Annotated in this window: 22 protein-coding genes; 8 read left to right on the top strand and 14 right to left on the bottom strand. The window is 63.3% G+C overall.

What is annotated here, in order from left to right; genetic code table 11:
• Positions 1-42: 42 nt before the first annotated feature.
• Positions 43-1,146, top strand: a complete 1,104-nt coding sequence (locus tag HJ536_RS12855) for a pyridoxal phosphate-dependent aminotransferase (protein ID WP_177158005.1) — start codon at positions 43-45, stop codon at positions 1,144-1,146.
• 62 nt (positions 1,147-1,208) lie between these two features.
• Here HJ536_RS12855 and ruvB read toward each other — a convergent pair whose 3' ends face one another.
• From ruvB to ruvC, 3 genes are read right to left on the bottom strand one after another with little or no spacing between them, the layout of a single operon-like run.
• Positions 1,209-2,234, bottom strand: coding sequence for a Holliday junction branch migration DNA helicase RuvB (gene ruvB / locus HJ536_RS12850; RefSeq protein ID WP_177158004.1), 1,026 nt, complete (start codon positions 2,232-2,234; stop codon positions 1,209-1,211).
• A 3-nt stretch (positions 2,235-2,237) separates the two neighbouring features.
• Positions 2,238-2,912, bottom strand: a complete 675-nt coding sequence (ruvA, locus tag HJ536_RS12845) for a Holliday junction branch migration protein RuvA (protein WP_177158003.1) — start codon at positions 2,910-2,912, stop codon at positions 2,238-2,240.
• A complete protein-coding gene (gene ruvC / locus HJ536_RS12840) occupies positions 2,909-3,415 on the bottom strand; it encodes a crossover junction endodeoxyribonuclease RuvC (protein WP_176855063.1) in 507 nt (168 codons plus the stop codon). The genes ruvA and ruvC overlap by 4 nt, the downstream gene beginning before the upstream one ends.
• A gap of 310 nt (positions 3,416-3,725) precedes the next feature.
• Here ruvC and HJ536_RS12835 point away from each other — a divergent pair, with 310 nt between their 5' ends.
• Positions 3,726-3,935: a DUF1127 domain-containing protein gene (locus tag HJ536_RS12835; RefSeq protein WP_176855062.1), complete on the top strand. Its 210-nt coding sequence runs from the start codon at positions 3,726-3,728 to the stop codon at positions 3,933-3,935.
• 155 nt (positions 3,936-4,090) lie between these two features.
• On the opposite strand, the gene HJ536_RS12830 is transcribed toward HJ536_RS12835, so the two are convergent.
• The 3 genes from HJ536_RS12830 to HJ536_RS12820 form a co-directional block, all read right to left on the bottom strand.
• Positions 4,091-4,957 (bottom strand): 50S ribosomal protein L11 methyltransferase, encoded by an 867-nt coding sequence (locus HJ536_RS12830; protein WP_177158002.1) that lies wholly within the window; start codon positions 4,955-4,957, stop codon positions 4,091-4,093.
• Between the two features lie 64 nt (positions 4,958-5,021).
• A complete protein-coding gene (locus tag HJ536_RS12825) occupies positions 5,022-6,266 on the bottom strand; it encodes an MFS transporter (protein WP_177158001.1) in 1,245 nt (414 codons plus the stop codon).
• Positions 6,267-6,304: 38 nt separating this feature from the next.
• Complete coding sequence (locus HJ536_RS12820) at positions 6,305-6,751, bottom strand: cupin domain-containing protein (protein ID WP_177158000.1); 447 nt, start codon at positions 6,749-6,751, stop codon at positions 6,305-6,307.
• A 195-nt stretch (positions 6,752-6,946) separates the two neighbouring features.
• Between HJ536_RS12820 and HJ536_RS12815 the strand changes: the two genes are divergently transcribed.
• Positions 6,947-7,996 (top strand): YeeE/YedE family protein, encoded by a 1,050-nt coding sequence (locus tag HJ536_RS12815; RefSeq protein WP_177157999.1) that lies wholly within the window; start codon positions 6,947-6,949, stop codon positions 7,994-7,996.
• Here HJ536_RS12815 and HJ536_RS12810 read toward each other — a convergent pair.
• Together HJ536_RS12810 and HJ536_RS12805 are read right to left on the bottom strand one after the other, a co-directional pair.
• Positions 7,981-8,892 carry a LysR family transcriptional regulator gene (locus HJ536_RS12810; protein WP_176855057.1) on the bottom strand — a complete coding sequence of 304 codons (912 nt, stop codon included), beginning with the start codon at positions 8,890-8,892 and terminating at the stop codon, positions 7,981-7,983. The genes HJ536_RS12815 and HJ536_RS12810 overlap by 16 nt on opposite strands.
• A 65-nt stretch (positions 8,893-8,957) precedes the next feature.
• A complete protein-coding gene (locus HJ536_RS12805; RefSeq protein WP_177157998.1) occupies positions 8,958-11,150 on the bottom strand; it encodes a primosomal protein N' in 2,193 nt (730 codons plus the stop codon).
• A 211-nt stretch (positions 11,151-11,361) separates the two neighbouring features.
• Between HJ536_RS12805 and HJ536_RS12800 the strand changes: the two genes are divergently transcribed.
• From HJ536_RS12800 to HJ536_RS12790, 3 genes are read left to right on the top strand one after another with little or no spacing between them, the layout of a single operon-like run.
• Positions 11,362-12,069 (top strand): DUF484 family protein, encoded by a 708-nt coding sequence (locus HJ536_RS12800; RefSeq protein ID WP_176855055.1) that lies wholly within the window; start codon positions 11,362-11,364, stop codon positions 12,067-12,069.
• Between the two features lie 2 nt (positions 12,070-12,071).
• Positions 12,072-12,995, top strand: a complete 924-nt coding sequence (locus HJ536_RS12795) for a tyrosine recombinase XerC (RefSeq protein ID WP_228028718.1) — start codon at positions 12,072-12,074, stop codon at positions 12,993-12,995.
• Between the two features lie 38 nt (positions 12,996-13,033).
• Positions 13,034-13,732 carry a CDP-alcohol phosphatidyltransferase family protein gene (locus HJ536_RS12790; RefSeq protein WP_177157996.1) on the top strand — a complete coding sequence of 233 codons (699 nt, stop codon included), beginning with the start codon at positions 13,034-13,036 and terminating at the stop codon, positions 13,730-13,732.
• 108 nt (positions 13,733-13,840) lie between these two features.
• On the opposite strand, the gene ileS is transcribed toward HJ536_RS12790, so the two are convergent.
• Positions 13,841-16,744 (bottom strand): isoleucine--tRNA ligase, encoded by a 2,904-nt coding sequence (gene ileS, locus HJ536_RS12785; protein WP_177157995.1) that lies wholly within the window; start codon positions 16,742-16,744, stop codon positions 13,841-13,843.
• A gap of 249 nt (positions 16,745-16,993) precedes the next feature.
• Between ileS and HJ536_RS12780 the strand changes: the two genes are divergently transcribed.
• Complete coding sequence (locus HJ536_RS12780) at positions 16,994-17,392, top strand: group III truncated hemoglobin (RefSeq protein ID WP_177157994.1); 399 nt, start codon at positions 16,994-16,996, stop codon at positions 17,390-17,392.
• Between the two features lie 277 nt (positions 17,393-17,669).
• On the opposite strand, the gene HJ536_RS12775 is transcribed toward HJ536_RS12780, so the two are convergent.
• From HJ536_RS12775 to HJ536_RS12765, 3 genes are read right to left on the bottom strand one after another with little or no spacing between them, the layout of a single operon-like run.
• Positions 17,670-18,674, bottom strand: a complete 1,005-nt coding sequence (locus HJ536_RS12775; protein WP_177157993.1) for a YcjF family protein — start codon at positions 18,672-18,674, stop codon at positions 17,670-17,672.
• Positions 18,671-19,114, bottom strand: a complete 444-nt coding sequence (locus tag HJ536_RS12770; protein WP_176855049.1) for a GNAT family N-acetyltransferase — start codon at positions 19,112-19,114, stop codon at positions 18,671-18,673. The genes HJ536_RS12775 and HJ536_RS12770 overlap by 4 nt, the downstream gene beginning before the upstream one ends.
• Positions 19,111-20,514, bottom strand: coding sequence for a YcjX family GTP-binding protein (locus HJ536_RS12765; protein WP_177157992.1), 1,404 nt, complete (start codon positions 20,512-20,514; stop codon positions 19,111-19,113). The genes HJ536_RS12770 and HJ536_RS12765 overlap by 4 nt, the downstream gene beginning before the upstream one ends.
• Positions 20,515-20,636: 122 nt before the next feature.
• On the opposite strand from HJ536_RS12765, the gene truA reads away from it, so the two are divergent.
• Positions 20,637-21,404, top strand: a complete 768-nt coding sequence (gene truA, locus HJ536_RS12760; RefSeq protein ID WP_177157991.1) for a tRNA pseudouridine(38-40) synthase TruA — start codon at positions 20,637-20,639, stop codon at positions 21,402-21,404.
• A gap of 27 nt (positions 21,405-21,431) precedes the next feature.
• Here the strand turns inward: truA and HJ536_RS12755 are convergent, their stop codons facing one another.
• Both HJ536_RS12755 and HJ536_RS12750 read right to left on the bottom strand, forming a co-directional pair.
• Positions 21,432-22,511, bottom strand: a complete 1,080-nt coding sequence (locus tag HJ536_RS12755) for a DUF1513 domain-containing protein (RefSeq protein WP_228028713.1) — start codon at positions 22,509-22,511, stop codon at positions 21,432-21,434.
• Between the two features lies 1 nt (position 22,512).
• A complete protein-coding gene (locus HJ536_RS12750; protein ID WP_177157990.1) occupies positions 22,513-23,622 on the bottom strand; it encodes an imelysin family protein in 1,110 nt (369 codons plus the stop codon).
• Position 23,623: the final 1 nt, after the last annotated feature.

Below are 23,623 nucleotides of genomic sequence, written 5' to 3'. Positions count from 1 at the left end.
GGGCCTTGCGCGAAGCTGGGCCCGCACGTAACCATTCGCGGCATGACACATCCGCGCTACACACGGCTCCTCGACAGCCTACCCGCCACCGTTCCTTTTGTCGGTCCCGAAGTGATCGAACGCACCACCGGCCAGCCCTTTTCGGCCCGCCTTGGCGCGAACGAGAACATCTTTGGCCCCTCGCCCAAGGCGCTCGAGGCCTTGCGTCAGGCGGACGCGGAAATCTGGAAATACCCCGACAGTGCGAGCCACGACCTGAAGACGCTGATCGCGGCGCAGAACGGCGTAGGCTACGACAACGTGGTCATCGGCGAAGGGGTCGACGGGCTGCTTGGTTACCTCGCCCGTATGATGATTGAACCGGGGGATACGGTGGTCACGTCGGATGGCGCCTACCCGACCTTCAATTTCCATGTGGCAGGCTTTGGCGGTGTCCTGCATAAAGTGCCGTTCACGGACGACCACGAGGATCTGGACGCCCTGATCACCCGCGCCGCCGAGGTCGACGCCAAGCTCCTCTACCTGTCGAACCCCGACAACCCCATGGGCACCTACCTGCCCGGCGAAACCGTCGTAGCCGCACTGGACCGCCTGCCCGAGGGCTGCCTGATGATCCTCGATGAGGCCTATATTGAGTTGGCCCCCGCAGACGCCCGTGCCGAGATCGCCATCGAAGACGCCCGCGTCATCCGAATGCGCTCCATGTCCAAGGCCTATGGCCTCGCCGGAGCCCGCGTCGGCTATGCCCTTGGCGCTGCACCGCTGATCAAGAACTTCGACAAAATCCGCAATCACTTCGGCATGAACCGCAGCGCCCAACACGCCGCCCTCGCCGCCTTGCAAGACGTGGAATGGCTGGCCCACATCCAGTCCCAAGTCACCCACGCCCGCGCGCGCCTGAGCCAAATCGCAGAGGACAACGGCCTGACCCCGATCCCCTCGGCGACCAATTTCGTGACGATGGACTGCGGCCAAGACGGAACCTACGCCGCCAAGGTTGTTCAGGAGCTCGGCAAACGGGGCATCTTCGCCCGCATGCCTGGCGTCGCCCCCCTGAACCGCTGCATCCGCATCAGCTGCGGCCCTGACGCCGCGCTCGACCTCTTCGCCGCCGAGCTTCCTCAGGCCCTGAAAGCGGCGCTCTGATCTTCATCTTGACATAAATACCCCCTGCCGGAGGCACCGCCTTGGCCCTAGGCCAAGGCACCCTACCCGAACAAATCGCCTGTTCCGGCAGGACGGGGCAGTTCCAACCCCAGATGTAACCAGCTGGACTGCGTCAGCATCCGACCGCGCGGCGTCCGTTGGATCAGCCCCTGCTGCAGCAGATAGGGCTCGATCACCTCTTCCAACGCATCGCGGCTTTCGGACAGGGCCGCGCTCATGGTCTCGATCCCAACCGGACCGCCCTGATAGGCCTCAGCGATCAAACGCAGATACCGGCGGTCCGCAGAATCCAGCCCCAACTGGTCTACACCCAAACGGGTCAAAGCCCGGTCCGCCAGTTCGCGGGTCACACGCCCGTCGCCCTCGACGACCGCAAAGTCCACCACTCGGCGCAGCAGACGCCCCGCGATACGCGGTGTCCCACGGGCGCGGCGGGCAATCTCCATTGCGCCATCGGGGTCCGCAGGGGCCCCCAGCTTCACCGCGTTCCGCGCTACGATCTCGGTCAGTTCGTGGATTTCATAGAATTGCAGACGGGTCGGAATGCCGAAACGGTCCCGCAAGGGTGTCGTCAGCAACCCCAGACGGGTCGTCGCCCCAACCAAGGTAAACGGCTGCAACTCGATCCGCACCGTCCGCGCTGCCGGCCCCTCGCCGATCACGAGGTCCAGCTCGAAATCCTCCATCGCGGGATAGAGGACCTCTTCGACCGCGGGGTTCAGACGGTGGATTTCGTCGATGAACAAAACGTCCCGCTCTTCAAGGTTGGTCAGGATCGCCGCCAGATCGCCCGCCTTGGCCAGCACCGGCCCCGAGGTCATGCGGAAGTTCACCCCCAGCTCGCGCGACATGATCTGCGCCAGCGTCGTTTTCCCCAAGCCCGGCGGGCCGTGGAACAGAGTGTGGTCCATCGCCTCGCCACGCCGTTTGGCGGATTCGATAAAGACGCGCAGGTTCGCACGGGCCTCGGCCTGACCGATGAAATCCTCTAGCACCTGCGGGCGCAGGGCGCGGTCATTATCCTCGGACAGCTTCTCGGGGCGAAGGGTCGGGTCTGGCTGCTGCATCCGTTACCCCTTGGGCGCCAAGAGGCGCAGCGCGGCGCGGATCAGCGCCGAGGTGTTCGCCTCGGGGTCGTCCTGCATCGCCTGAGCAACCGCTGACGCCGCCTCTCCGGGCTGGTAACCAAGGTTGGACAGCGCGGACAGAGCCTCGGCCTGAGCGGCCATGTCGGGCTTGGGCGCGGGCGCTGCGCGTTTGGTGGGCGTTGGCGCAGGGATTTCGGTCAGTTCCGCGGGTTCCTCGCCCAAGGCAGCGGTGATCGTGCCACCCATCGCCATGACCGACGGGGCCTTGTCCTTGAGCTCGTTCACCACGCGTTGCGCGGTCTTGGGACCGATCCCCTTGGCGGCCTTCACGCTGTTCCAGTCACCCAAAGCAATCGCGCGGCTGACCCCATCGGGCCCCAGCGCGGACAGCATCGCCAAAGCGGCCTTGGCCCCCACACCCTGCACGGTTTGCAACAGGCGGAACCACTCCTTTTCCTGCAACGTGCTAAACCCATATAGCTGCATCAGATCCTCGCGGACCAGCAACTCGGTGAACAGCGCCACAGCTTCGCCCGCGCGGGGCAGCGACCCCAAGGTGCGGTCCGAGCAGTACACAATGTAGCCCACGCCGCGTACGTCCAGCAGCACGTGATCCTCGGTCCGGTAATCGATCCGGCCTGACAGTTTTCCGATCATCCCTTGGCCCTCGCCAATGCTTGTTCCAGCCCGCGTCCGCCGCGGCTTTGATGGGCATGACACATGGCGATCGCCAGCGCATCGGTGGCATCCGGCCCGTTCAGTTTCACACCGGGCAGCTGCAAGCGCACCATATAATCCACCTGATCCTTGGCCGCGTGCCCCACGCCCACCACAGTCTTCTTCACGGCGTTTGGGGCGTATTCGCCAACCTCGAGCCCGGCCTGAGCCAGCGTCATCAGGGCCACGCCCCGCGCCTGCCCCAGCTTCAGGGTGCCAACCGCATCCTTGTTCACAAAGGTCTGCTCGATAGCCGCCGTTTCGGGCTGCCACGCCGCGATCACCTCGATCAGCTGGTTATAAAGGGACAGCAGCCGCTCCCCGAGGTTATCCCCGTCGGAATGGCAGACGCCGTTTGCGACATGAGTGATTCGGCCCGGCATCGCATCGATGACGCCCCACCCCATGTTGCGCAGGCCCGGATCGACCCCCAAAACGCGCATTTCTGCCCCCTGCTCTGTGTTCTTTTCGTCGCACTAGCACGAAACAAGAACAAACGCCAGCGTCATGCACTTGGCCTCCAAGATGCTGCAACCGCGAAATCAGGATGGAATCCGCCCCATCATGATCTGAAAACGACAAATCAAACCTAAATTTTTCCCTTTTGTAACAGTTTGTTAGTCGATTTGCGACCTATGCATACCTCGGGCAGGATTTATGCATTTTTTGCAGGTTGTGCGCAGAAACAAGGCAGATTACGTGCGACTGGCAAGACAACAGACGATTTCGCTTGGAACGCAAAAGGTACGCAAAATGGCAGTTCTCGACAGCACCCGCATCCACACCCCCGTGGCTGGTTTTGGCAGCCATATCTGGCAGGTCACTCTGCATGTTCTGACTGTGCTGTTCGCTGTTCCGACCAAGGCGCGCGCCCTGACCAGCCTGACCGAGGCAGAGCTGGACGATCTGGGCCTGTGCCGCGCCGACATCATCGACATGCAGCGCGCCCGCCGCTGGTTCTAAGCCACGCCGAATTTCCCTTTGGTCTTGGCCAATGACTGCCCTCGCTGAAAACGCGGGGGCTTTGTCGTTTGAAATATGCCCCATAGGCCACAATTGAAACGACAAAGGGCGCCCCGATGGAGCGCCCTTTTGAATTCCGTGCAACCGGCAGAAGATTACTTCTGGATGGTCAGGGTCGACCAATCGCCGATGTCCTCGCGGTGGGTAAGGGTCATGCCCTGCGCGGCATAGGCGGCGGCAACCTCTTCGGCCTGATCGACCAAGAGGCCGGACAGGATCGCATAACCACCGTCGCACAGGTGCGATGCCACATCGGGTGCCAGATCAATCAGCGGGCCCTTCAGGATGTTCGCGAACACCAGATCAAAGGGCGCTGCGGCGTGCAGGGTGTCATGCTCGAAACCGGTCGCCTCGAGGCATGTGACGCGGCCTTCCAGACCGTTGGCAACCACGTTCGCTTCGGCCACTTCGACGGCAACGATGTCGATGTCGCTGGCCAGCACGGGGTTTTCCCAGATGCGCGCCGCGCCCATCGCCAGAACCGCGGTGCCGCAACCGATATCGACCACGTTCTTGCCCTTGAAACCGCCGTTATCCAGGCGATCCAGCGCCTTGAGGCAGCCCAGAGTGGTGCCGTGGTGGCCGGTGCCAAAGGCCATCGCGGCCTCGATCAGCAGGGGTTCGCTGCCCTCGGGCACCTTGTCGGCGTCATGGCTGCCGTAGACAAAGAAGCGGCCAGCGACCACAGGGGCCAGATCACGGCGCACTTTGGCAACCCAGTCGGTTTCGGGCAGCTCGCTAACCACGAAATCCTGCGCGTCATTCATGGACGCCAGCAGCGCCAGACCGGCTGCATCGGGCTCCTCGGTGAAATAGCCGCCGACTTCCCACAGGCCCGAGCCGTCTTCCATTTCGAACACGCCGATGCCGGTGGGCTCGGGGATCATGTTCTCCATCGCCACGCCCAAGGCTTCGGCGTTCTCTTTGGCGGTCAGCTTGGTATAGGCGGTATAGGTGGGCATGTCGGACTCCTGTTCAGGCTTGCAGGGGGCGATAGGCCCCCCGCCCCAGTAGGTCAAGCATCCATTACTCGGCGACGGCGGCGACCAGACGGCTCAGGCGGGTCTCGTTCCCCTTTTCGGGGTGACGGGGGATCAGCAGGGCCAGACACAGGGACGTAAACGCCATCCCCGAGGCCAGAATAAACACCGCCCCCGGCGATTGCAGCCAAAGATACCCCAGCGCCGCAGGCAAGAAGACCGCCGCAATGTGATTGATGGTGAACGCCACCGCCGCGGTGGGCGCGATGTCCTGCGGATCGGCAATCTTCTGGAAGTAGGTCTTGATCGCCAGCGCCATGGCAAAGAACAGGTGGTCGATCACATAAAGGATCGAGGCCAGTACCACGCCCCAGCCGAACATGTAGATCCCGCCATAGGCCATGAACACACAAACCAGACCGGTGTATTCGATGATCAGGGCCTTCTGCTCGCCAAAGCGGGCGACCATGCGGCCGATGAACGGGGCAAAGACCATATTGGCCACAAGGTTGATCAGGAACAGGCCGGTCACTTCGTGCACGTCAAAGCCAAAGCGTTCCACCATCATGAACCCCGCAAACACGGTAAATATCTGACGGCGCGCACCGGCCATGAATTGCAACAGGTAATACAGCCAATAGCGGCGGCGCAGGATGAACTTCTTCAGCTGCGGATTGGGGGCCTCGAACTGGGGATAGGCGAACATGGCGAACAGCGCGACCGCCGCCGTGATCCCACCCGCCACCAGATAGACCGTGGCATAGCTGAGCGCGAAGGTCTTCCACGTCAGCATGATGATGCCATAGGCCACCAGCGTCGCGGCACTGCCCGTCGCCAGCAGTTTGCCCAGAAACCGCGGGGCCTCTTCCTTGGTCAGCCATTGCAGCTGCAAGGACTGGTTCACCGTTTCATAATAGTGGAAGCCGATCGAGCTCAGCATCGTGACCGTCAAAATCCCCCCGAGCGAGGGGAAGAAACCGGTCAGCGCCGTCGCCACACCCAGCAGGATCAAGGATGACAGCCCCAACACTTGCTCGCGCATGAACATCAGGATTGCGATGACCCCGATCGCCAGAAAGCCCGGAATCTCGCGCACTGTGTGCAGCCAGCCGATGTCCGATCCGTTGAACTGCGCAACTTCGATGACAAAGTTGTTCAGCAGCGCGGACCACGTGGCAAAGGCCACCGGCATCGCGGCAGCCATCACGAACAGCAGGGTTTTAGGCTGACGCCATTTGGGCAAATGACGCGCATCGGCCAGAGGGAGCGGGGTGAAATATGTGCGACTCATGCCAGTTTCTTACGCCCGCCCAAGCCCTCTGGCAAAGCTCATTCAGCGGCAGGTGCGCTAAACCGGTATTCCACTTCTTCGAAGGACGCGCGGGGAAAGCCGTAGGCAAAGCTCAGCCCTTCAGGGCCGGCCACGACGCCATGCTCGGCGTCGCCGGGGATGAACAGCGCCACGCCTGCGGAAATCGGGTGAAGGGTGCCGTTGATCGTGACCTCTCCGCTGCCCGACAGGCCTAGGTAGAACTCGGCAGGTTCGTGGCGATGGGGCAACAGGGTGCCGCCCGCATCGAATTCCGCGATCCCCAGAACCATGTCGCTGGTCGCCGTGCGGTCCGCCGAAAACAGCGTCTTCCAGCGCACGGTGCCGAACGCCGGATCATCGCCCCCCTCTAGCGGCAGGGTGCTGGCATCCACGCGCAGCGCCTCGGGCGCGGCAGAGGGCAGACTGTCAAACGACAACTCGCTCAGGATCGGTTCGATTTCCATGCAGGGTCTCCGGCGAAAAGGGTCCGGCTACCGTCCGCCCGAATCCCCGCCCCTGTCCCGCAATTTCCCGACCGGAAAATGTCGGTTTTGCACCTGCGCGCGGGTCGAATTCACACATTCATATTCTGATGCAAATCAAGGCATCCCCGCCCCCGATCCCCTAGGACATCCGGAACCACCCCAAAGGAGACCGCGATGGACATTCTGTGGATCGTAGAGCCCCTAGGCGAGCCCGCCACAGCGGCCCTGTTCGGCCTGATCACCGGCGTAATTTTTGGCGTCGCGGCCCAGCGATCCCGGTTCTGCCTGCGGGCGGCAACGGTCGAGTTCGGGCGGCTCCAGATGGGGGATCGGGTGGCGGTCTGGCTGCTGACCTTCTCGACCGCACTGGTTTGGGTGCAGGGGGCGCAACTCTTGGGTCTGATGCAGGCCGAGGACGCCCGCATGATGGCCGTTCCGGGCAGTTGGTCGGGCGCGATCCTTGGAGGGCTGCTGTTCGGCTGCGGGATGGTGCTGGCGCGGGGCTGCTCTGGCCGCCTGCTGGTGCTGGCCGCCGCGGGCAACCTGCGGTCGGTGGTGTCCGGTCTGATCTTTGCCGTGGTCGCGCAGATGAGCCTTGTCGGCTGGCTGTCCCCCCTGCGGGACCGGTTGGCGGCGCTGTGGACCACCAGCGGTGGGCGGAACATGAACCTTGCCACGGAAATCGGCCTGCCCGATTGGGGCGGGCTGGCGATCGGCGTGGCCATTGCCCTGTTCGCGCTGGAACTGTCCCGCCGCCAGTCGATCGGCTGGCCAAGGCTGGTCTTTGCCTCGGGCGTCGGGTTTGCGGTGGCGGTAGGCTGGGTGCTGACCTATGCGCTGGCCCAAGTGGCCTTTGATCCCGTGCAGGTGGAAAGCGCGACCTTTACCGGCCCCTCGGCCCACACCCTGATGTTTTTCCTGGAACGTGATCCGGTGCTGGAATTCGACGTGGGGCTGGTGCCCGGTGTCTTTCTCGGGGCGTTTCTGGCCAGTTGGCTGACCAAAGAGTTCCGCTTTCAGGGGTTCGAGAACGAAGCCAACATGCGCCGCGCGATGCTCGGGGCCGCCATGATGGGCTTTGGCGGGATGTTGGCCGGTGGCTGTGCCATCGGCGCCGGGGTGACAGGCGGCTCGATCTTTGTCGGAACCGCCTGGCTTGCCCTGTTCTGTATGTGGGTCGGAGCCATTATCACCGACCGGCTGGTCGATTACTCGGCCGAGTAACCCGCCGCCGCGCCTTTTCCATCCAGATTGTTCTGCTGGATGTAGGTCTCGTTCAGGCGGCGCTGCGCGACGCTCTGAGCGATCCAGTCCACCACAGCGTTAACGATGGGATCGCGCTGGCGCTTCTCTTGGTACACGGCCCACAGGCTGCGGGTCGCCACGCTGTGCGCGCCGTTGATGATCCCCAGCGGCGAACGGGACGGCAGGTGCAGACGGGGCACGATGGTGGCCAGACCGGTGGAGGCAGCTGCATCCATCGCAAGGCTGAAATCCTCGACCCGCATGACGGGCGGACGACCAAAGCGTTCGTAGCCGGCCTGCATCTCGGGGGTCCAGTCCAGTTCACGGCTCAGGGCGATCCAGTCGCGGCTGCCGGACTCGGGCTTCTGGACGGCACAGAAATGCACCTTGCCCACTTCGTGCCCCATCAGAGTGTCGTCCAGGGGACGGTTCATCCGCAGAGCAACGTCCACTTCCTCGCGGTCGAAATTGGCCTCGATGGAAGAGCACAGGATTTCAAGCTCGATCCCGGGGTAACGCTCCATGAACGCACCCAGCTGATCGGTCAGATAATCGGTCGCCAAGAATCCCGAAGTGATAACTCTTGCCTTCTCTGCAGCGGACTGCAGGTGGGGCAGATTGTTGCCCAAACGGGCAAGATTGGACTCGAACTGTTCGATCACATCCATGAGCGCACGACCCTCTGGGGTCAGGCGCCAGCCATCACGGCCCTGTACAAAAAGTTTGACCCCAACGTCCTGCGAAATCCGGTGGATCCGGCGGGAAACCGTCGCGACGTTGATATCGAGATGCTTCGCAGCGACGTTCATGGAACGATGACGTGCGAGAGCCGCGACGTACCGGAAATCGTCCCAATTTACCTTTGATGTAACCATAACAAACCAGACTCGTTAGACAAAAATATGTTAACCTATGCAGTATGCACAAAGAAAGCGTGCAGTTATAGAAAGTTTTGCGGGTCTATATCTATTGTCAACCTCGTTGTGTTCCTGACCCTTACATTGCGCACCCAGAGCGCGATTACTTTTTGCAGAAAAACTCCTTTAGGCGACTTGACTAGCAACCTTACTCGGTGCCTTCCTCTGATTCGCGCAATGGGCGCGGGGGCCGGTCCGTAGACCTGAGCGCCTGCTTCGCGAAGCACCTCACTGTGTCGTGTAAGCTGGTTTGCCACATCGAACGCGTCGTTTAGTTCCTCTGACGAAACAATGATGCCGACCATTCGGCCATAGGGGGGCACTCCGGCGGCCTGACGCTCGGCGGCTTCGGCCTGCCAGAAGCCCTCTTCGTCGCCCGACAGGATCGCCCGAAGCACCGGGTGTTCCGGCTGGAAGGTCTGGAGCAGCGCAAGCCCCTTCAGCTCGGTCCGGCCGGCGCGTCCGGCCACCTGCCGCATCAGTTGGAAGGTCCGTTCCGCCGCCCGCAGGTCCGACCCTTGCAGACCCAAATCGGCGTCGATTACCCCTACCAGAGTGAGAAGCGGGAAGTTGTGTCCCTTGGCCACCATCTGGGTTCCGATGACGATGTCGGCGGCCCCGTCGGCGATCCGTTTGATCTCTTCTTTCAGGGCCCTAGCCGACCCGAACAGGTCCGAGGACAGAACCGCGATCCGCGCCTCGGGAAAGACCTTCGCAGCCTCTTCGGCCAAACGCTCGACACCGGGGCCAACGGGGGCCAGCTTGCCCTCGACGTGGCAACTGGGACAGGCCTCTGGCATGGGGATGGTTTCGCCGCATTGGTGGCACATCAGACGCTTCAGGAACCGGTGTTCGACCATCCGCGCATCGCAATGGGGACAGGCAACCTGATGCCCGCAAGCCCGACAGATCGTCACCGGCGCATAACCACGGCGATTTAGAAACAATAGGGACTGCTGACCCAGTGCCATCCGTTCCTCGACCGCCTTACGCAACGTCGGAGAGATCCACGTGCTGGCCGCCAAAGTCTCGGCGCGCATGTCGATTGCACGCATTTCGGGCATCACAGAGGCACCAAAACGAGATGTCAGATTTAATCGCTCATATTTTCTCGCTTCGGCGTTGGCCCAGCTCTCTAAACTGGGGGTAGCCGAGGCCAAAACGACCCGAGCCGAGCAAAGACTCGCCCGAAGCACGGCCATATCCCGCGCGTTATAGAGGACGCCGTCCTCCTGTTTGTAAGAGGTGTCGTGCTCTTCATCTACCACGATCAGGCCCAAATCGCGGAAGGGCAGGAACAGCGCAGACCGTGCGCCGACCACCACTTGGGCCCCGCCTTCGGCCACCATCTTCCATGTGCGGCGGCGATCGGTCATGGTCACGCCGCTGTGCCATTCGGCGGGGCGGCCCCCGAAACGGGCCTCGAGCCGGGTCAGGAATTCCGAGGTCAGAGCGATCTCGGGCAGCAGGACCAGCGCCTGACGGCCCTGCCGCAGACAGGCGGCAACGGCCTCTAGGTACACTTCTGTTTTCCCAGAGCCGGTAACGCCCTTCAGCAATGTCGTGCCGTAAAGTCCTGAATTGATACCTTTAGCCAGACTGGACGCGGCGGCGGCCTGATCCTCGGTCAGGTCTTTGCCTTTGTGGGCGGGGTCCAGATGGGGGAACGGCAGGTCTTTGGGGGCGTCTTCCTCGGTCAGGGCGCCCTGTTTGACCAGCCCCTTGATGACCGATGTGGTCACACCCGCCATGTCTGCCAGTTCGCGCTGGGTAAAGGCCAGCCCGCCATATTCGTGCATCACCTCCAGCACCCGCTGGCGGGCGTCGGTCATGCGGTCGGGCTCGCCTTGCCCCAGACGCAGGATGCGGCGCGTCGCGGGCGGGTCGGTCAGCCCCGGCGCGCGGGTCGCAAGCCGCAGCATCGCGGGCAGCGGGGTCAGGGTATAATCGGCAGCCTTGATGATGAACGTCCGCAGCTCTTCGCGCATCGGGGGCACGTCCAGCACACGGTGGATCGCCCGCAGCTTGGCGCGGTCATAGTCCCCTGCCGCCGGTCCCCAGACCACACCCATCACACGGCGCGGGCCCAAGGGCACCTCGACATAGGCCCCCAACCAGCATCCCCCTTCGGGCGCCAGATAATCCAACGCGCGGTCCAAGGGCTGCGTGGTCAGCACAGCGCACGGTTGGCCTGCATCGAAAAACTCGGGGTCCAAAGGCGGCTCCTGTCAAACGGTTCGGGGGTATGGCATCCGGACTAGCCTGATACGGGCCGGACGCCAAGCCACGGATTTCACATCCCTTTACCCCCGCAACGGAGTCATTCGCGCAACAGATCGCCAAGGCTTTACGATAGCTGCAATAAATCAAAGCACAGGGAATGTTCGTGTGTTATAAGGGCCGCAACCAAAAAAACGGGCAAAATTGATGAGCAGCACTCAAAAGATCGAAACACCGTTGCGCGATCGCATCCTTGCGGACCCGGACCTTATTCTGGACGACCGCGATCTGATGCACGCCCTGATCTCGGCCAACGAACGGGCGATGGGCAGCAACATTGTGGACCTGCGCGGCTTGGCGATGGAGCGTCTGGAAACCCGTCTGGACCGTCTGGAAGACACCCATCGCAGCGTGATCGCCGCCGCCTATGAAAACCTTGCTGGCACCAATCAGGTGCACCGCGCCATTCTGGCGATGCTGGACCCCGTCACGTTCGAGGATTTCCTGTCCAACCTTGGCAACGAGGTCGCGCAAATCCTGCGCGTTGATTGCCTGCGTCTGGTCCTGGAAACCCGCCACACCGCCGAAGAGCCCGCGATCAAGCGCCTTAGCTCGGTGCTGTCCTCGGCCGAAGAAGGGTTCGTGCGCGACTACCTGACCATGGGGCGCGGCGGTCAGACCCGCCAAGTCACCCTGCGCCAGATCCAGAACGGCGACAGCCGCGTGCATGGCGAGAAATACGCCGACATCCGGTCCGAGGCCTGCCTGCGTCTGAACTTTGGCACCGGCCGCCTGCCCGGCATGTTGGTCATGGGCGCCGAAGACCCCCACCAGTTCACTCCGCAACAGGGCGCCGATCTGCTGGAGTTCTTTGCCGGCGTTTTCGAACGGACCATGCGCCGCTGGCTGGCATGAGCCTGATCTCCCCTGCCCAACGGGATGCGCTGGCCGGTTGGCTGGCGCATGAGCGGGGCATCAAAAACGCTGCCGACAACACCATCGAAGCTTACGCCGCCGATGTGGGAGGCTTTCTGGCATTCATCGCCGCCCACCATGGCGGGGCCGAGGGGCTGGGGCCCCTGACCCGCCTGAGCGCATCGGATATGCGGTCGTGGATGGCGAACGAACGGACCCGCGGGACCGGCGCGCGCAGCTTGGCGCGGCGACTGTCGGCGGTGAAGACCTTTTTCCGGTGGCTCGCGCAGCGCGAAGAGTTCGACCCCACCACAGTCCTGTCCACCCGCGCGCCGCGCGTGCAGCGTCCCCTGCCCCGCCCCTTGTCCGAGGAGGCCGCTAAGGCGGTGATCGAGACCGTGGGCGAGTTGCCCCGCGAAGGCTGGATCGCCGCGCGGGACGTGGCCATCGTGACCTTGCTGTATGGGTGCGGGCTGCGGATATCCGAGGCCTTAGGCCTGCTTGGCGCGGACGCCCCCCTGCCCGAGAGCCTGCGCATCATCGGCAAAGGCGGCAAGGAGCGGATCGTCCCCGTGCTGCCCGCCGCCCGCAAAGCCGTGGACGACTATCTGCGCCAGTGCCCCTATGAGCTGGCCCCCGACACCCCCCTGTTCCGGGGGTCACGCGGCGGACCTGTAAATCCCCGTTTAATCTCCAAGGCGATGGAGCAGACCCGCCTGCAACTGGGTCTGCCCGCCACTGCGACCCCTCATGCCTTGCGCCACAGCTTTGCGACCCACCTGCTGAATGCGGGGGGTGACCTGCGGGCGATCCAGGAATTACTGGGCCACGCGGCGCTGTCTACGACGCAGGTTTATACCGGTGTGGACAATGCGCGACTAATGGAGGTCTATTCCGCAGCCCATCCCCGCGCCAAACGAGGCTGAGAGTTGCGGACTTGGCCGCAATGCATCATGAAAGCACAATGAAAATCAGAACCGCCGCCTTCCTAGTCCATCTTCTGACCGCCACCGGTGCCTGCATTGCGATGCTGGCCATGCTTGCTGCCGTCGACCAGAACTGGTCGCTGATGGTGCTGTGGCTTTGCGTTGCCTTTGCCGTGGACGGGGTCGATGGCCCCTTGGCCCGCAAATACGATGTAAGCACCAATGCCCCCGAGTTGGACGGGGCGCTGATGGACCTGATCATCGACTATCTGACCTATGTGTTCATTCCGGCCTATGCGCTGTTCAAGTCGGGGCTCTTGCCCGGTTGGACCGGCTGGCTGGCCATTCTGGTCATCACCTTTACCAGCGCGCTCTATTTCGCGGACACGCGGATGAAGACCGAGGACAAGAGTTTTCGCGGCTTCCCCGGCTGCTGGAACATGGCCGTGCTGCCCCTGTTCGCTCTGAAGCCCAGCCCCGAGTTCATCGTGACGCTGGTCGTGGTGCTGGCGGTCGCGATGTTCCTGCCCTTGCGGTTTATCCACCCTGTGCGGACGAAACGGTGGCGGTCGCTGTCGCTGCCGATTGCTTTTGTCTGGACGATTTCGGCGGCATGGGCGGCGTGGGTCGATTTCCATCCCGCCAGCTGGGCCGGTTGGGTGCTGGGGGCGACCTCGATCTATCTGGTGCTGGTCGGGATCGTTCAGCAGATCATTCCGGCGCGGAAGTCTGTCTAGGGGCGTGTGGGGGCGCTGCCCCCTCTGGGCCTGACGGCCCATTCACCCCCGGAGTATTTTTCCCAAGAAGACGCAGAAGGGGCGCCGTTTCGGGCGCCCCTTTTTGTTTTAGCCGAGGACTGCGTTGCAGCGTTTGCAGGTCGCTGCGTGGGCGTGGGTACCCACGTCCGGCAGGATTTTCCAGCAGCGCTGGCATTTCTCACCGTCGGCCTTTTCGAAGACGACGCCAACGCCGGCCTGATCGGGCAGACGGAAGGCTTCGGCAGGGGCCGGATCGGCGGTCAGCAGGATGCCCGAGGTGATGCAGATATCCTCGAACGTGACGGTTTTCAGAGCCGCGAGGGTGTCTGCGTCTTCGACGTGAACCACAGGGGCCGCTTCGAGCGAGGCGCCGATAACCTTTTCGGTGCGCTGCACTTCGAGGGCGGCGGTGACCACGCGGCGGACTTTGCGGACGTTGGCCCATTTGGCGGCCAAGGGTTCGTCCAGCCAGTCGGCGGGGGTGGCGGGGATATCGACCAGATGGATCGAGCTTTCCTCGCCGGGGAAGCGTTCGAGCCAGACCTCTTCCATGGTAAAGGTCAGGATCGGCGCCAGCCAGGTGGTCAGGCGGTGGAACAGGATGTCCAGAACCGTGCGGGCCGCGCGGCGGCGCAGGCTGTCGGCACCGTCGCAGTAAAGCGCGTCCTTGCGGATGTCGAAGTAAAACGACGACAGTTCCACGGTGCAGAAGTTGAACAGCTGCTGGAACACGCCCTGGAAGTCATAGGCGTTGTAGCCGGTGCGGACTTTGTGATCCAGCTCGGCCAGACGGTGCAGGACCCAACGCTCCAGCTCGGGCATCTCGGCCACGTCCAGACGTTCGGCTTCGGTGAAACCGTCGAGGCTAGCCAGCAAGTAGCGCATGGTGTTGCGCAGACGGCGGTAGCTGTCGGCGACGCCCTTGAGGATCTCCGGCCCGATGCGCAGGTCGGCGGTATAGTCGGACTGGGCCACCCACAGACGCAGGATGTCTGCGCCGTATTGTTTGGTCACATCCTCGGGCGACACGGTGTTGCCGAGCGACTTGGACATCTTGTTGCCCTTCTCGTCCAGCGTGAAGCCGTGGGTCAGCACGCCGCGATAGGGGGCACGGCCCTTGGTGCCGCAAGCCTGCAACATCGAGCTGTGGAACCAGCCGCGGTGTTGGTCGGTGCCCTCGAGGTAGAGGTCGGCGATGCCATCGGCCGCCCCATCGGGACGGTCACGCAGCACGAAGGCGTGGGTCGAACCGGAGTCGAACCACACGTCGAGGATGTCGAACACCTGATCGTAGTCCTCGGGGTTCACGATGCCCGACAGGAAACGCTCTTTGGCGCCGTCCTTGTACCATGCATCTGCGCCTTCGGCCTCGAACGCTTCGTTGATGCGGGCGTTGACCTCTTCGTTGCGGAGCAGGAAGTCTTCGTCCTGCGGTTTCGCGCCCACTTTGGTAAAGCAGGTCAGCGGAACGCCCCAAGCGCGCTGGCGGGACAGAACCCAGTCGGGACGCGCTTCGATCATGGAATACAGACGGTTGCGGCCGGTTTGCGGGGTCCATTTCACCAGCTGGTCGATGCTGGTCAGGGCGCGTTCGCGGATGGTTTTGCCATAGGTGTCCTGACCGTCGCCGACCTCGCGGTCGATGGCGGCGAACCACTGGGGCGTGTTGCGGTAGATGACCGGCGCTTTGGAGCGCCACGAATGAGGGTAGCTGTGCTTGACGCGGCCACGGGCGATGATGCCGCCCGCTTCGACCAGTTTGGCGATGACGGTGGTGTTGGCCTTGCCCTCTTTGCCCTTGCGGTCGAACACTTGCAGGCCCGCAAAGAACGGCACGTGGTCCAGGAATTCCGATTCCTCGCCCACGTTGTAGGTCATGCGGTCCATCCAGTTGCGGGCCACGAAGACCTCATAGTCTTCCTGACCGTGGCTGGGGGCGGTGTGCACAAAGCCGGTACCCGCGTCGTCGGTCACGTGATCACCGTCGACCATGGGCACGTCGTAGTCCCAGAAGCCATCCGCGCCGTCCAGACCGTTGAACGGGTGGGCGCAGATCAGACCTTCGAACTCGGTGGTGGCGATGTCACGGACCTTGGTGAATTCGGTCACGCGGGATTTCTCCAGCGCGTCAGCGGCCAGAGTGTTCGCGAAGATGTACAGATCGCCGGGGTTGGTCCAGCTTTCCTCTTGGGTCGCGTCCACGCGATACAGGCCGTATTCGATGCCCTTGCCGTAAGCGACCGCCTTGTTCGAGGGGATGGTCCAGGGAGTGGTGGTCCAGATCACGACGCGCGCGGTTTCCAGATCGCCGCCAGCATTCTGGAAGCGGAACGGTACCCAGATCGTATGGCTCTGGTGATCGTGGTACTCGACCTCGGCCTCGGCCAGCGCGGTCTTTTCCACGGGCGACCACATCACGGGCTTGGAGCCCTGATACAGGGTGCCAGTCATCAGGAACTTCTGGAATTCTTCGGCGATCACGCGTTCGGCGTGGAAGTCCATGGTCAGGTAGGGCTTGTCCCAGGTGCCGGTGATGCCAAGGCGCTTGAATTCAGCGCGCTGGACGTCGATCCAGCCCTCGGCGAATTTGCGGCATTCCTGACGGAAGTCGATGACAGGAACTTCGTCCTTGTTCTTGCCCTTGTTGCGATACTGTTCCTCGATCTTCCATTCGATCGGCAGACCGTGGCAGTCCCAACCGGGGATATAGCGCGCCTCGCGGCCCAGCATCTGCTGGCTGCGCACGATGAAGTCCTTGAGGATCTTGTTCAGCGCGTGGCCGATGTGCAGGTTGCCGTTCGCATACGGAGGACCGTCGTGAAGGATAAAGGGTTCGCGGCCCTCGGCCTTGTCACGCAGTTTCTGGTAGATGCCGATCTTTTCCCAGCGGGCCAGCCATTCGGGTTCGCGCTTGGGCAGGCCAGCGCGCATCGGGAATTCGGTCTGGGGCAGGAACAGGGTGTCTTTGTATTCGGGGGTTTCGGCGCACATGGGTGGCGTCCTTCGGTCTTGTTCTCAATATCGGAAAAAGGTCGGCGCGGGCATCCCATACGCCTTGTCCCGGCGGCTCGTCTGGATCAGAGCGCCGGGCATGTAATTCGAATAATGATCGCCATCATGCGTGTCATGGGCGCCTTATACGGCGCGCAATAGGGGGCGTAAAGCGCTGCGATGCTCTGTCCTGTTGCGACCCCCTGCCCCAGCGCCTAGCTGAAGGGGATAGAGTGAAAGAGGTTTCCCATGACCCAGCCCATTACCGGCCCCGATATCGACCGCGTGGTCGCCGCCTTTTACGCGCGGGTGCGGGTGCATCCCGATCTGGGGCCCGTGTTCAACGGCCGTATCGCGCCAGAGGCATGGCCCGCCCACGAGGACAAGATCAGCCGTTTCTGGCGCAATGTGCTGCTGCAGGAACGGAACTATCACGGCTTTCCCATGCGGACCCACCTGATGACCCCCGAGGTCAAAGCGCCCCTGTTTACCGACTGGCTGGCCCTGTTCGATCAGGTACTCAAGGCCGAGCTGGCCCCCGAACTTGCCGAGGGCTGGTCCGCCATCGCCCACCGCATCGGCCGCGGAATGCGCATCGGGGTCGAGGATCGCGATGCCGACAAAAACGCAGTGCCCAAGCTGTTCTGATCCCTTGGAATGAAAAAGCACCCAAAGGGGGTGCTGGCTGGATATGGCGGGGCGACCTGCGTTTGGCGGGCTGGCAACGGGGCTGTCGGTAGAGGGCTGCGTTGCGGGCGAGCTGAACGTGAGTGGCAAGCGATATCTGGCGGCGCGGTGCTGGCAAAGGGCTGACTGCGCATCCTTAGGGGATTGCTACAGCCCAGCGGCAGGGGCGTCAAGAAAAACCTTTAAAATCATATACTTGATAGATTTTATCGGATTTCTCGAAACGCCCCAACCACCTTTATTTCTTGAAAAATCCAGCCAAGGCCCGCTGGACCACACCCCGCGCCGAGGGGCGCTTTTCCGCCACGAACGGCAGGGGGCGGCAGACCTCCATCGCGGCGATGCCGACTCGGGCGGTCAGCGCGCCGTTCACCAGTCCCTCGCCAAAGCGGCGGGACAGTTTGCCCAAGAGGCCCCCGCCAATCAGCGGCTCAATCATGTCGTCGCCCACGGCCACCGCGCCGGTCGCCACCAGATGGGTCATCACCGCGCGGGCCAACCGCCAACTGCCCAGAAAGCCTCCGCGCCCGCCGTAAATCTCGGCCACGCGGCGCATCATTCGCAGGTTCGAGGTCATCGCGGCCACCACATCCGCCAGCGCCAAGGGCACCATCGCGGTCACGGTCGCGACCTGCCTTGCGGCGGCCTCGACCTCGCGGACGGCGGCGGCGTCCAGATGGGACAAGAGCTCTCGCTCGGCCAAGGCCAGAACGTCCGCCGCATCCACCGCGTCGTGCATCCGCTCGGCCATGCGGTCACGGCCCCAGCGCAAATCCTCGCGCCCCGAGTAAAGACGCAGCACATCTTTGACGACAGTGCGGGCGGCGGGCAGATCGCCCGCCTCGATCGCGGTGCGGGCCTGATGCTGGATCTTGTCCATGCGCGACAGGCGGGCCATCGCCCCCAGTTCGCGCAGCACAATCAAGGCACAGACCAGCAGGAACCCCGCGATCAACGCCGTCACGATCATCCCCAGAATGGCATTCTGCGCGATCAGCCCCGTCACGAAATTCCACGCCGCGACCGAGATCATCGACCCGATCACCGAGGCCAGAAGCCCCCAGAACCACTTTGCCAAGGCCGAGGTCTTGCGCGCGGCCAGCGCGGCCACAGTCTGCATCGCGCGGCCTTCGGGCAATTCGGGGCCAACCTCGGGGACAGGCTCGGCCTGCGCGGGGTTGGGCATTTCGGCCTCGGGGCTGGTCGGGGTATCCAGATCGAACAGGACGGGTCCTTTGCTCATTCGGCGTGCCTTTCCCACAGGTATTCGATGTCGGGCAGACCTTCGTCGTTGTACTGCCCTTGAGTGCGACCAACCTCGCGGAAACCGGACAGGCGATAGAACGCCCGCGCAATGGTGTTGGCCTGATAGGTCCAAAGGCGAAGGGTTTCCGATCGCTCTTTGGCGAACTGCATCAACTGCCGCCCCACCCCCTTGCGCCGCGCATCGGGCGCCACGTAGAGGGCCAAAATCTCGTTATCCGCCAGCGCGACAAAGCCCATCGGGCGCTCGCCCATGGCAACGGTGACCCAGCCGCGCTCGATCATTGTGGCGCAGTACATGATGTCCTCGGCGCTGGAGCGGACTTTGGGAAGCCACGCGGTCTGATCCACGAAATCAGACAACATCGCCCCCATCTTCCCCGCATCAAGGTCATGGGCCGGACGTAGGTAGAAATTCATAAACGATCCCCGAACAGAAATTGCGCTGCACGGTCCAGACGAATATGGGGCGGACCGTCCCCCGGCCGCAGGGTCAGCGGAGCCGGGGCAAAGCGCATGGCTTCAAAATCACCTTCCAGCCAGCCACCCTCTCCCCCTAGCAATACACGGGGATCGGCAGGCAGCTCGCCGGGATAGAGGGCGGCCATTCGCCCGTCTTCCAATAATTTGCCGCGCACCACGTCCAAGGACTGGCCGTTGTGCTGGCGGGATTCTTCGGTCGTGGCGCGCAAGGCGGCAATCGACATCGCAGCGGTTTCGGCGCCGGCAAAGCGGGCGCGTTCGCGGGCATCACGGGTCAGTTCCTCGATGATCGCGGTCAGACGCAGGTGCTGGCTGTGGTGCAGATGGTCAGCCTTGGTCGCGGCAAAGAGGATCTTCTCGACCCGCTTGCCACGCAGCAGTTGGGTCAGGAAATCGTTTCGACCGGGGCGGAACGACCCCAGAATACCCTGCATTGTATCGCGCATGTCCTGAATGGCCTCGGGGCCCCGATGCAGGGCGCCAAGCACATCCACCAGCACAACCTGCCGGTCGATCCGCGCGAAATGTTCCTTGAAAAAGGGTTTGACGACGCGGGCCTTGTAGGCCTCGAACCGTGTTTCCATCTCGCGCCACAGGCTGCGGCGGGGGGCGTTCTCGGGCTTCAACAGCGGCGCAAAGGTCAGCACGGGCGATCCGGCCAGATCACCGGGCAACAGGAACCGACCCGGCGTGCAATCGGAGAACCCGTCCGCCCGCGCCGCATGAAGATACGCGGTGAACGTCCGCGCAAGGGTCTGCGCAACCACTTCGTCCAAGGGCGCGGTGCCATCGGTCCCACGCGCCATATCCACATAGGGCGCCCCCAATGCCCGCGTCTCCAGACGGCGCAAAACGCTGGCCGACCAATCGGCATAGCTCTGGTCCAAGAGGCCCAAGTCCAGCAGCCACTCACCGGGGTAGTCGACGATATCCAGATGCACCGTGCGCGGGCCAGACAGCCCGCCGATCAGCCCGTTGGGCCGGATACGCAGGGACAGGCGTAACTCGCTGACCGCGCGTGTGCTGTCAGGCCAATGGGGATGGGCGCAGGTCAGGTCGGCCAAGTGGTTTTCATAGTCGAACCGCGGCACGGTCACGTCAGGCTGCGGCTGAAGGAAGGCCGCCAGAATGCGCCCCTCTGCGGCGGCGGTCAGGTGGGCCATGCGACCACGGTCCAGCATATTCGCCACGAGCGAGGTGATGAACACCGTTTTGCCCGCACGCGCCAGCCCCGTCACCCCAAGCCGGATCACGGGTTCAAACAGTGCTTCGTTGATGCTGCCTGTAATGCCTTCGACGCCGCGCGTCAGTTCGTCTGCAATCCGACCGATAACCAAATCTAGCCGCCTCCTTCTTCACCGCTCAACCTAAGCATCGCCTCCCCGTAAAACCAGTGGCTGGAATTGGGGAATGCGAAGGTTGCTTGCTCTGGCCGCTTTCGGGGGCTAAATCGCGGGTCATGCCCAGATATGCTTTGCTTGTGGAATATGACGGAGCCCCCTTTGCCGGATGGCAGAGGCAGGCCGACCAGCCCTCGGTCCAAGGGGCGATCGAAGCCGCGCTTGCGCGTCTGGAAAAGCGTGACCACACCATTGCCGCCGCTGGCCGCACCGACGCGGGCGTTCACGCCTATGGTCAGGTCGCCCATTGCGACATGGACAAGGATTGGGACCCGTTCCGCCTGTCCGAGGCGCTGAACCACCATCTGAAGCCCCTGCCCGTATCGATCCGCGACTGCCGTTTGGTGGCGGACGACTGGCACGCGCGGTTCTCGGCTGTGGAACGTCAGTATATCTTCCGCCTGCTGAACCGCCGCGCGCCTGCGACCCACCTGCGCGGCTTTGTCTGGCAAGTGAACCACCCGCTAGAGCTGGAGCCCATGCAACAGGCCGCCAAGCACCTGCTGGGTCTGCACGATTTCACGACCTTCCGCGCCTCGATCTGTCAGGCCCTGTCGCCGGTCAAGACGCTGGACAAGCTGGACATCGAACAGATCGAAACCGAGAGCGGGACCGAGTTCCGCTTCCATCTGGCCGCGCGCAGTTTCCTGCACAATCAGGTCCGCAGCTTTGTTGGCACGTTAGAGCGGGTCGGCGCAGGCTCGTGGGACCCCATCGACGTGAAAACCGCCCTGGAGGCCTGCGACCGCGCCGCTTGCGGTCCGGTTAGCCCGCCGCAGGGATTGTACTTGTCCAAGGTCGGCTATCCCGACAATCCGTTTGTATGACAAAGGGCGCCGCGGCGCCCTTTTGCTTTAGCCCTGACGGATGGACACCAGATGGTTGTCCCAACTGTAGCCGCCGCCAATCTCGACCATGTTGCCGCCGTCGGCACCGCCCTCTAGCAGACCGCCCGCGAGGGTGATCGCGAAACGGTCCCCGAATTGCGCAACGCCGCTGGCCTCGGGCAAGGCGCGGCCGTTGATCGGTGCGCCGGTCACCCCGTCAAAGAACAGCACATGGCCGCCTTTGGGGCCGGTCATGGCAATCTCGGACCCGTCGGCGGAAATGGCGATGCTGCCCGCGTATTGCTTCAGCTTGGCGGTCTCGGGGTGGTTAAAGAACGTCAGCTCTTCGCCCCGACGGTGGCTGGCCATCAGCGGCACGGGGGCCAAGGGGTTGCCCTGCCATTGCAGCGCAATCACCACCCGCCCCGAGGCATCGGCCGCGATGTGACGGATCGAGTTCAGGCGCATGTCCGTAGGGGGCTCGACCTGATCAATGATCTCGCCCGCGGCGTCCAGATAGGTCAGGTTCGGCTGCATGGTGGGGATGTTCAGCACCGCGCGCTCGTAGTCGGGGTGGGTCTGCATCCCGCCATTTGCCACAGCAAAACCGCCATCGTTCAGGCGGATCATCTCGTGCGGGCCGATGCCGCCCGACGAAATCTCGCCGATCCGCTTGTAGCCGTCCTCGGCGTCCCAGACCCCCAGCTTGCCCGCCGGAATCTCGTAGGCGTTTTCCGTGGTCAGCAGGAGTTTGCCGTCAGCGGTGAACGCGCCATGCCCGTAGAAATGCCGCCCCTCGGGGCTGTCGAGGCGCGCGATTTCCTTGCCCGTGGCGCAGTCCAGCACCACCGCAAAGCGGCCCGGACGGCGGGCAAAGGCCACAGCCTCGGCGCGGTAGGGATGTGCGGCGGCGGCATGGCCACGGGACGGGATCGGCAGTTCGAACACCACATCGCCCGCCTCGGTCAGACCGACCAGCCAAGTGGAATTCCCGGCCTTGGAGGCCGCTGTCAGATAAGCCGGCGCCCCCGCCATCGCCCATGTGGGACGCGCCAAAGACATGGCCGCACCAGCCGCGCCGGTGATCAGAAAATGACGACGCTTCATATCAGTCTCCGTCCGCCGCGCTAAAGCCGGTTTCCACCCCGAGGTTCGGGCCGATTTCCTGATCCATCTCGTTGATCAGATACAGAACCTTGCTCTGCAGACCTTCGACGCGCATACGGCCCATGGGGTCCTGCACGGCCTCGGAAATGGGAGAACCGATGGCATCAACGCGGCCTTCGGTCTGGTCAAAGACCTTGTAAATCCAAGACCGGTTGGTTTCGGTCACATCCCCGGCAAAGCCATCGCGGACGACCTCTTCGATCCCGTCAAGCTGCGCGTGGATGATGTCGTTGGTCAGGCCAGAGCGCCACGCCTCGGCCTGCGTCGGGTTCGAGCGTTCGAAGGTCCCCAAGGGGCGGCCAAGGCGCGTGTCGGCGATGCGGGTCAGGCCGAAATCAAGCGCGGTATAGACGACTTTGGTGAACTCGGCGTCCTGCAGGTAGACGGGGTTATCGGGGCCAGCGGTGCGGGCCAGTTCGGCCCAGCCATATTCCCCGAACCACCCGTCATAGAGGCTAAGCGCGATCTGGTGCAGGTTGCCCGAAATCCCGATGATCGCGGGGCATTCCTGCGCATCCGAGAACAGCAGCATCTCGATGGCGGGCAGACCTTGGGCACCCACGGACAGGCCCCCCACGACAGAGGCCTGCGCCTGCTCTTCGGGGGTTTTGTTCAGCAGATCGCGCAGGGCGCGGCCGACAAAGTTCTTCTTGTCTGGCCAGAAGTTCACGGTCAGCGCGGCGCCTTGGGCCTCGATCGGGCCGAACTGATAGCTGTCCAGCGGGGCCCAAGCCAGCCACGTGGCGCGGAACTGGTCCTTGAACGCCTCGATGTCGGTGGTGCCCGCGCAATAGGCTTCGGCGGCGTCGGTCAGCTTCTGGGTCTCGTTGGCAAAGGCCCCGAACTGGCGCTCGAACACGGTCAGCACACGGCGGCGGATCGCGTCATGGTCGATCTCGCCGCGACCGGGGGCGAAATAGGGCAGGCCCGTTTCCTCGGAGTGGGTTTCCAGCGGCACACCGGGCGCATCGGGATTGGCGATCGATTGCGCCTGCACGCCCCCCGCCATCAGCGAAAGAACAAGTGCGGTCGAGGTCAGTTTGGGCGTCATT

It is taken from the genome of Donghicola mangrovi (assembly GCF_013377535.1).
Lineage (GTDB): Bacteria > Pseudomonadota > Alphaproteobacteria > Rhodobacterales > Rhodobacteraceae > Donghicola > Donghicola mangrovi.
Note: the sequence above shows the minus strand (reverse complement) of the source record. Positions and strands in the feature narration are given on the sequence as shown.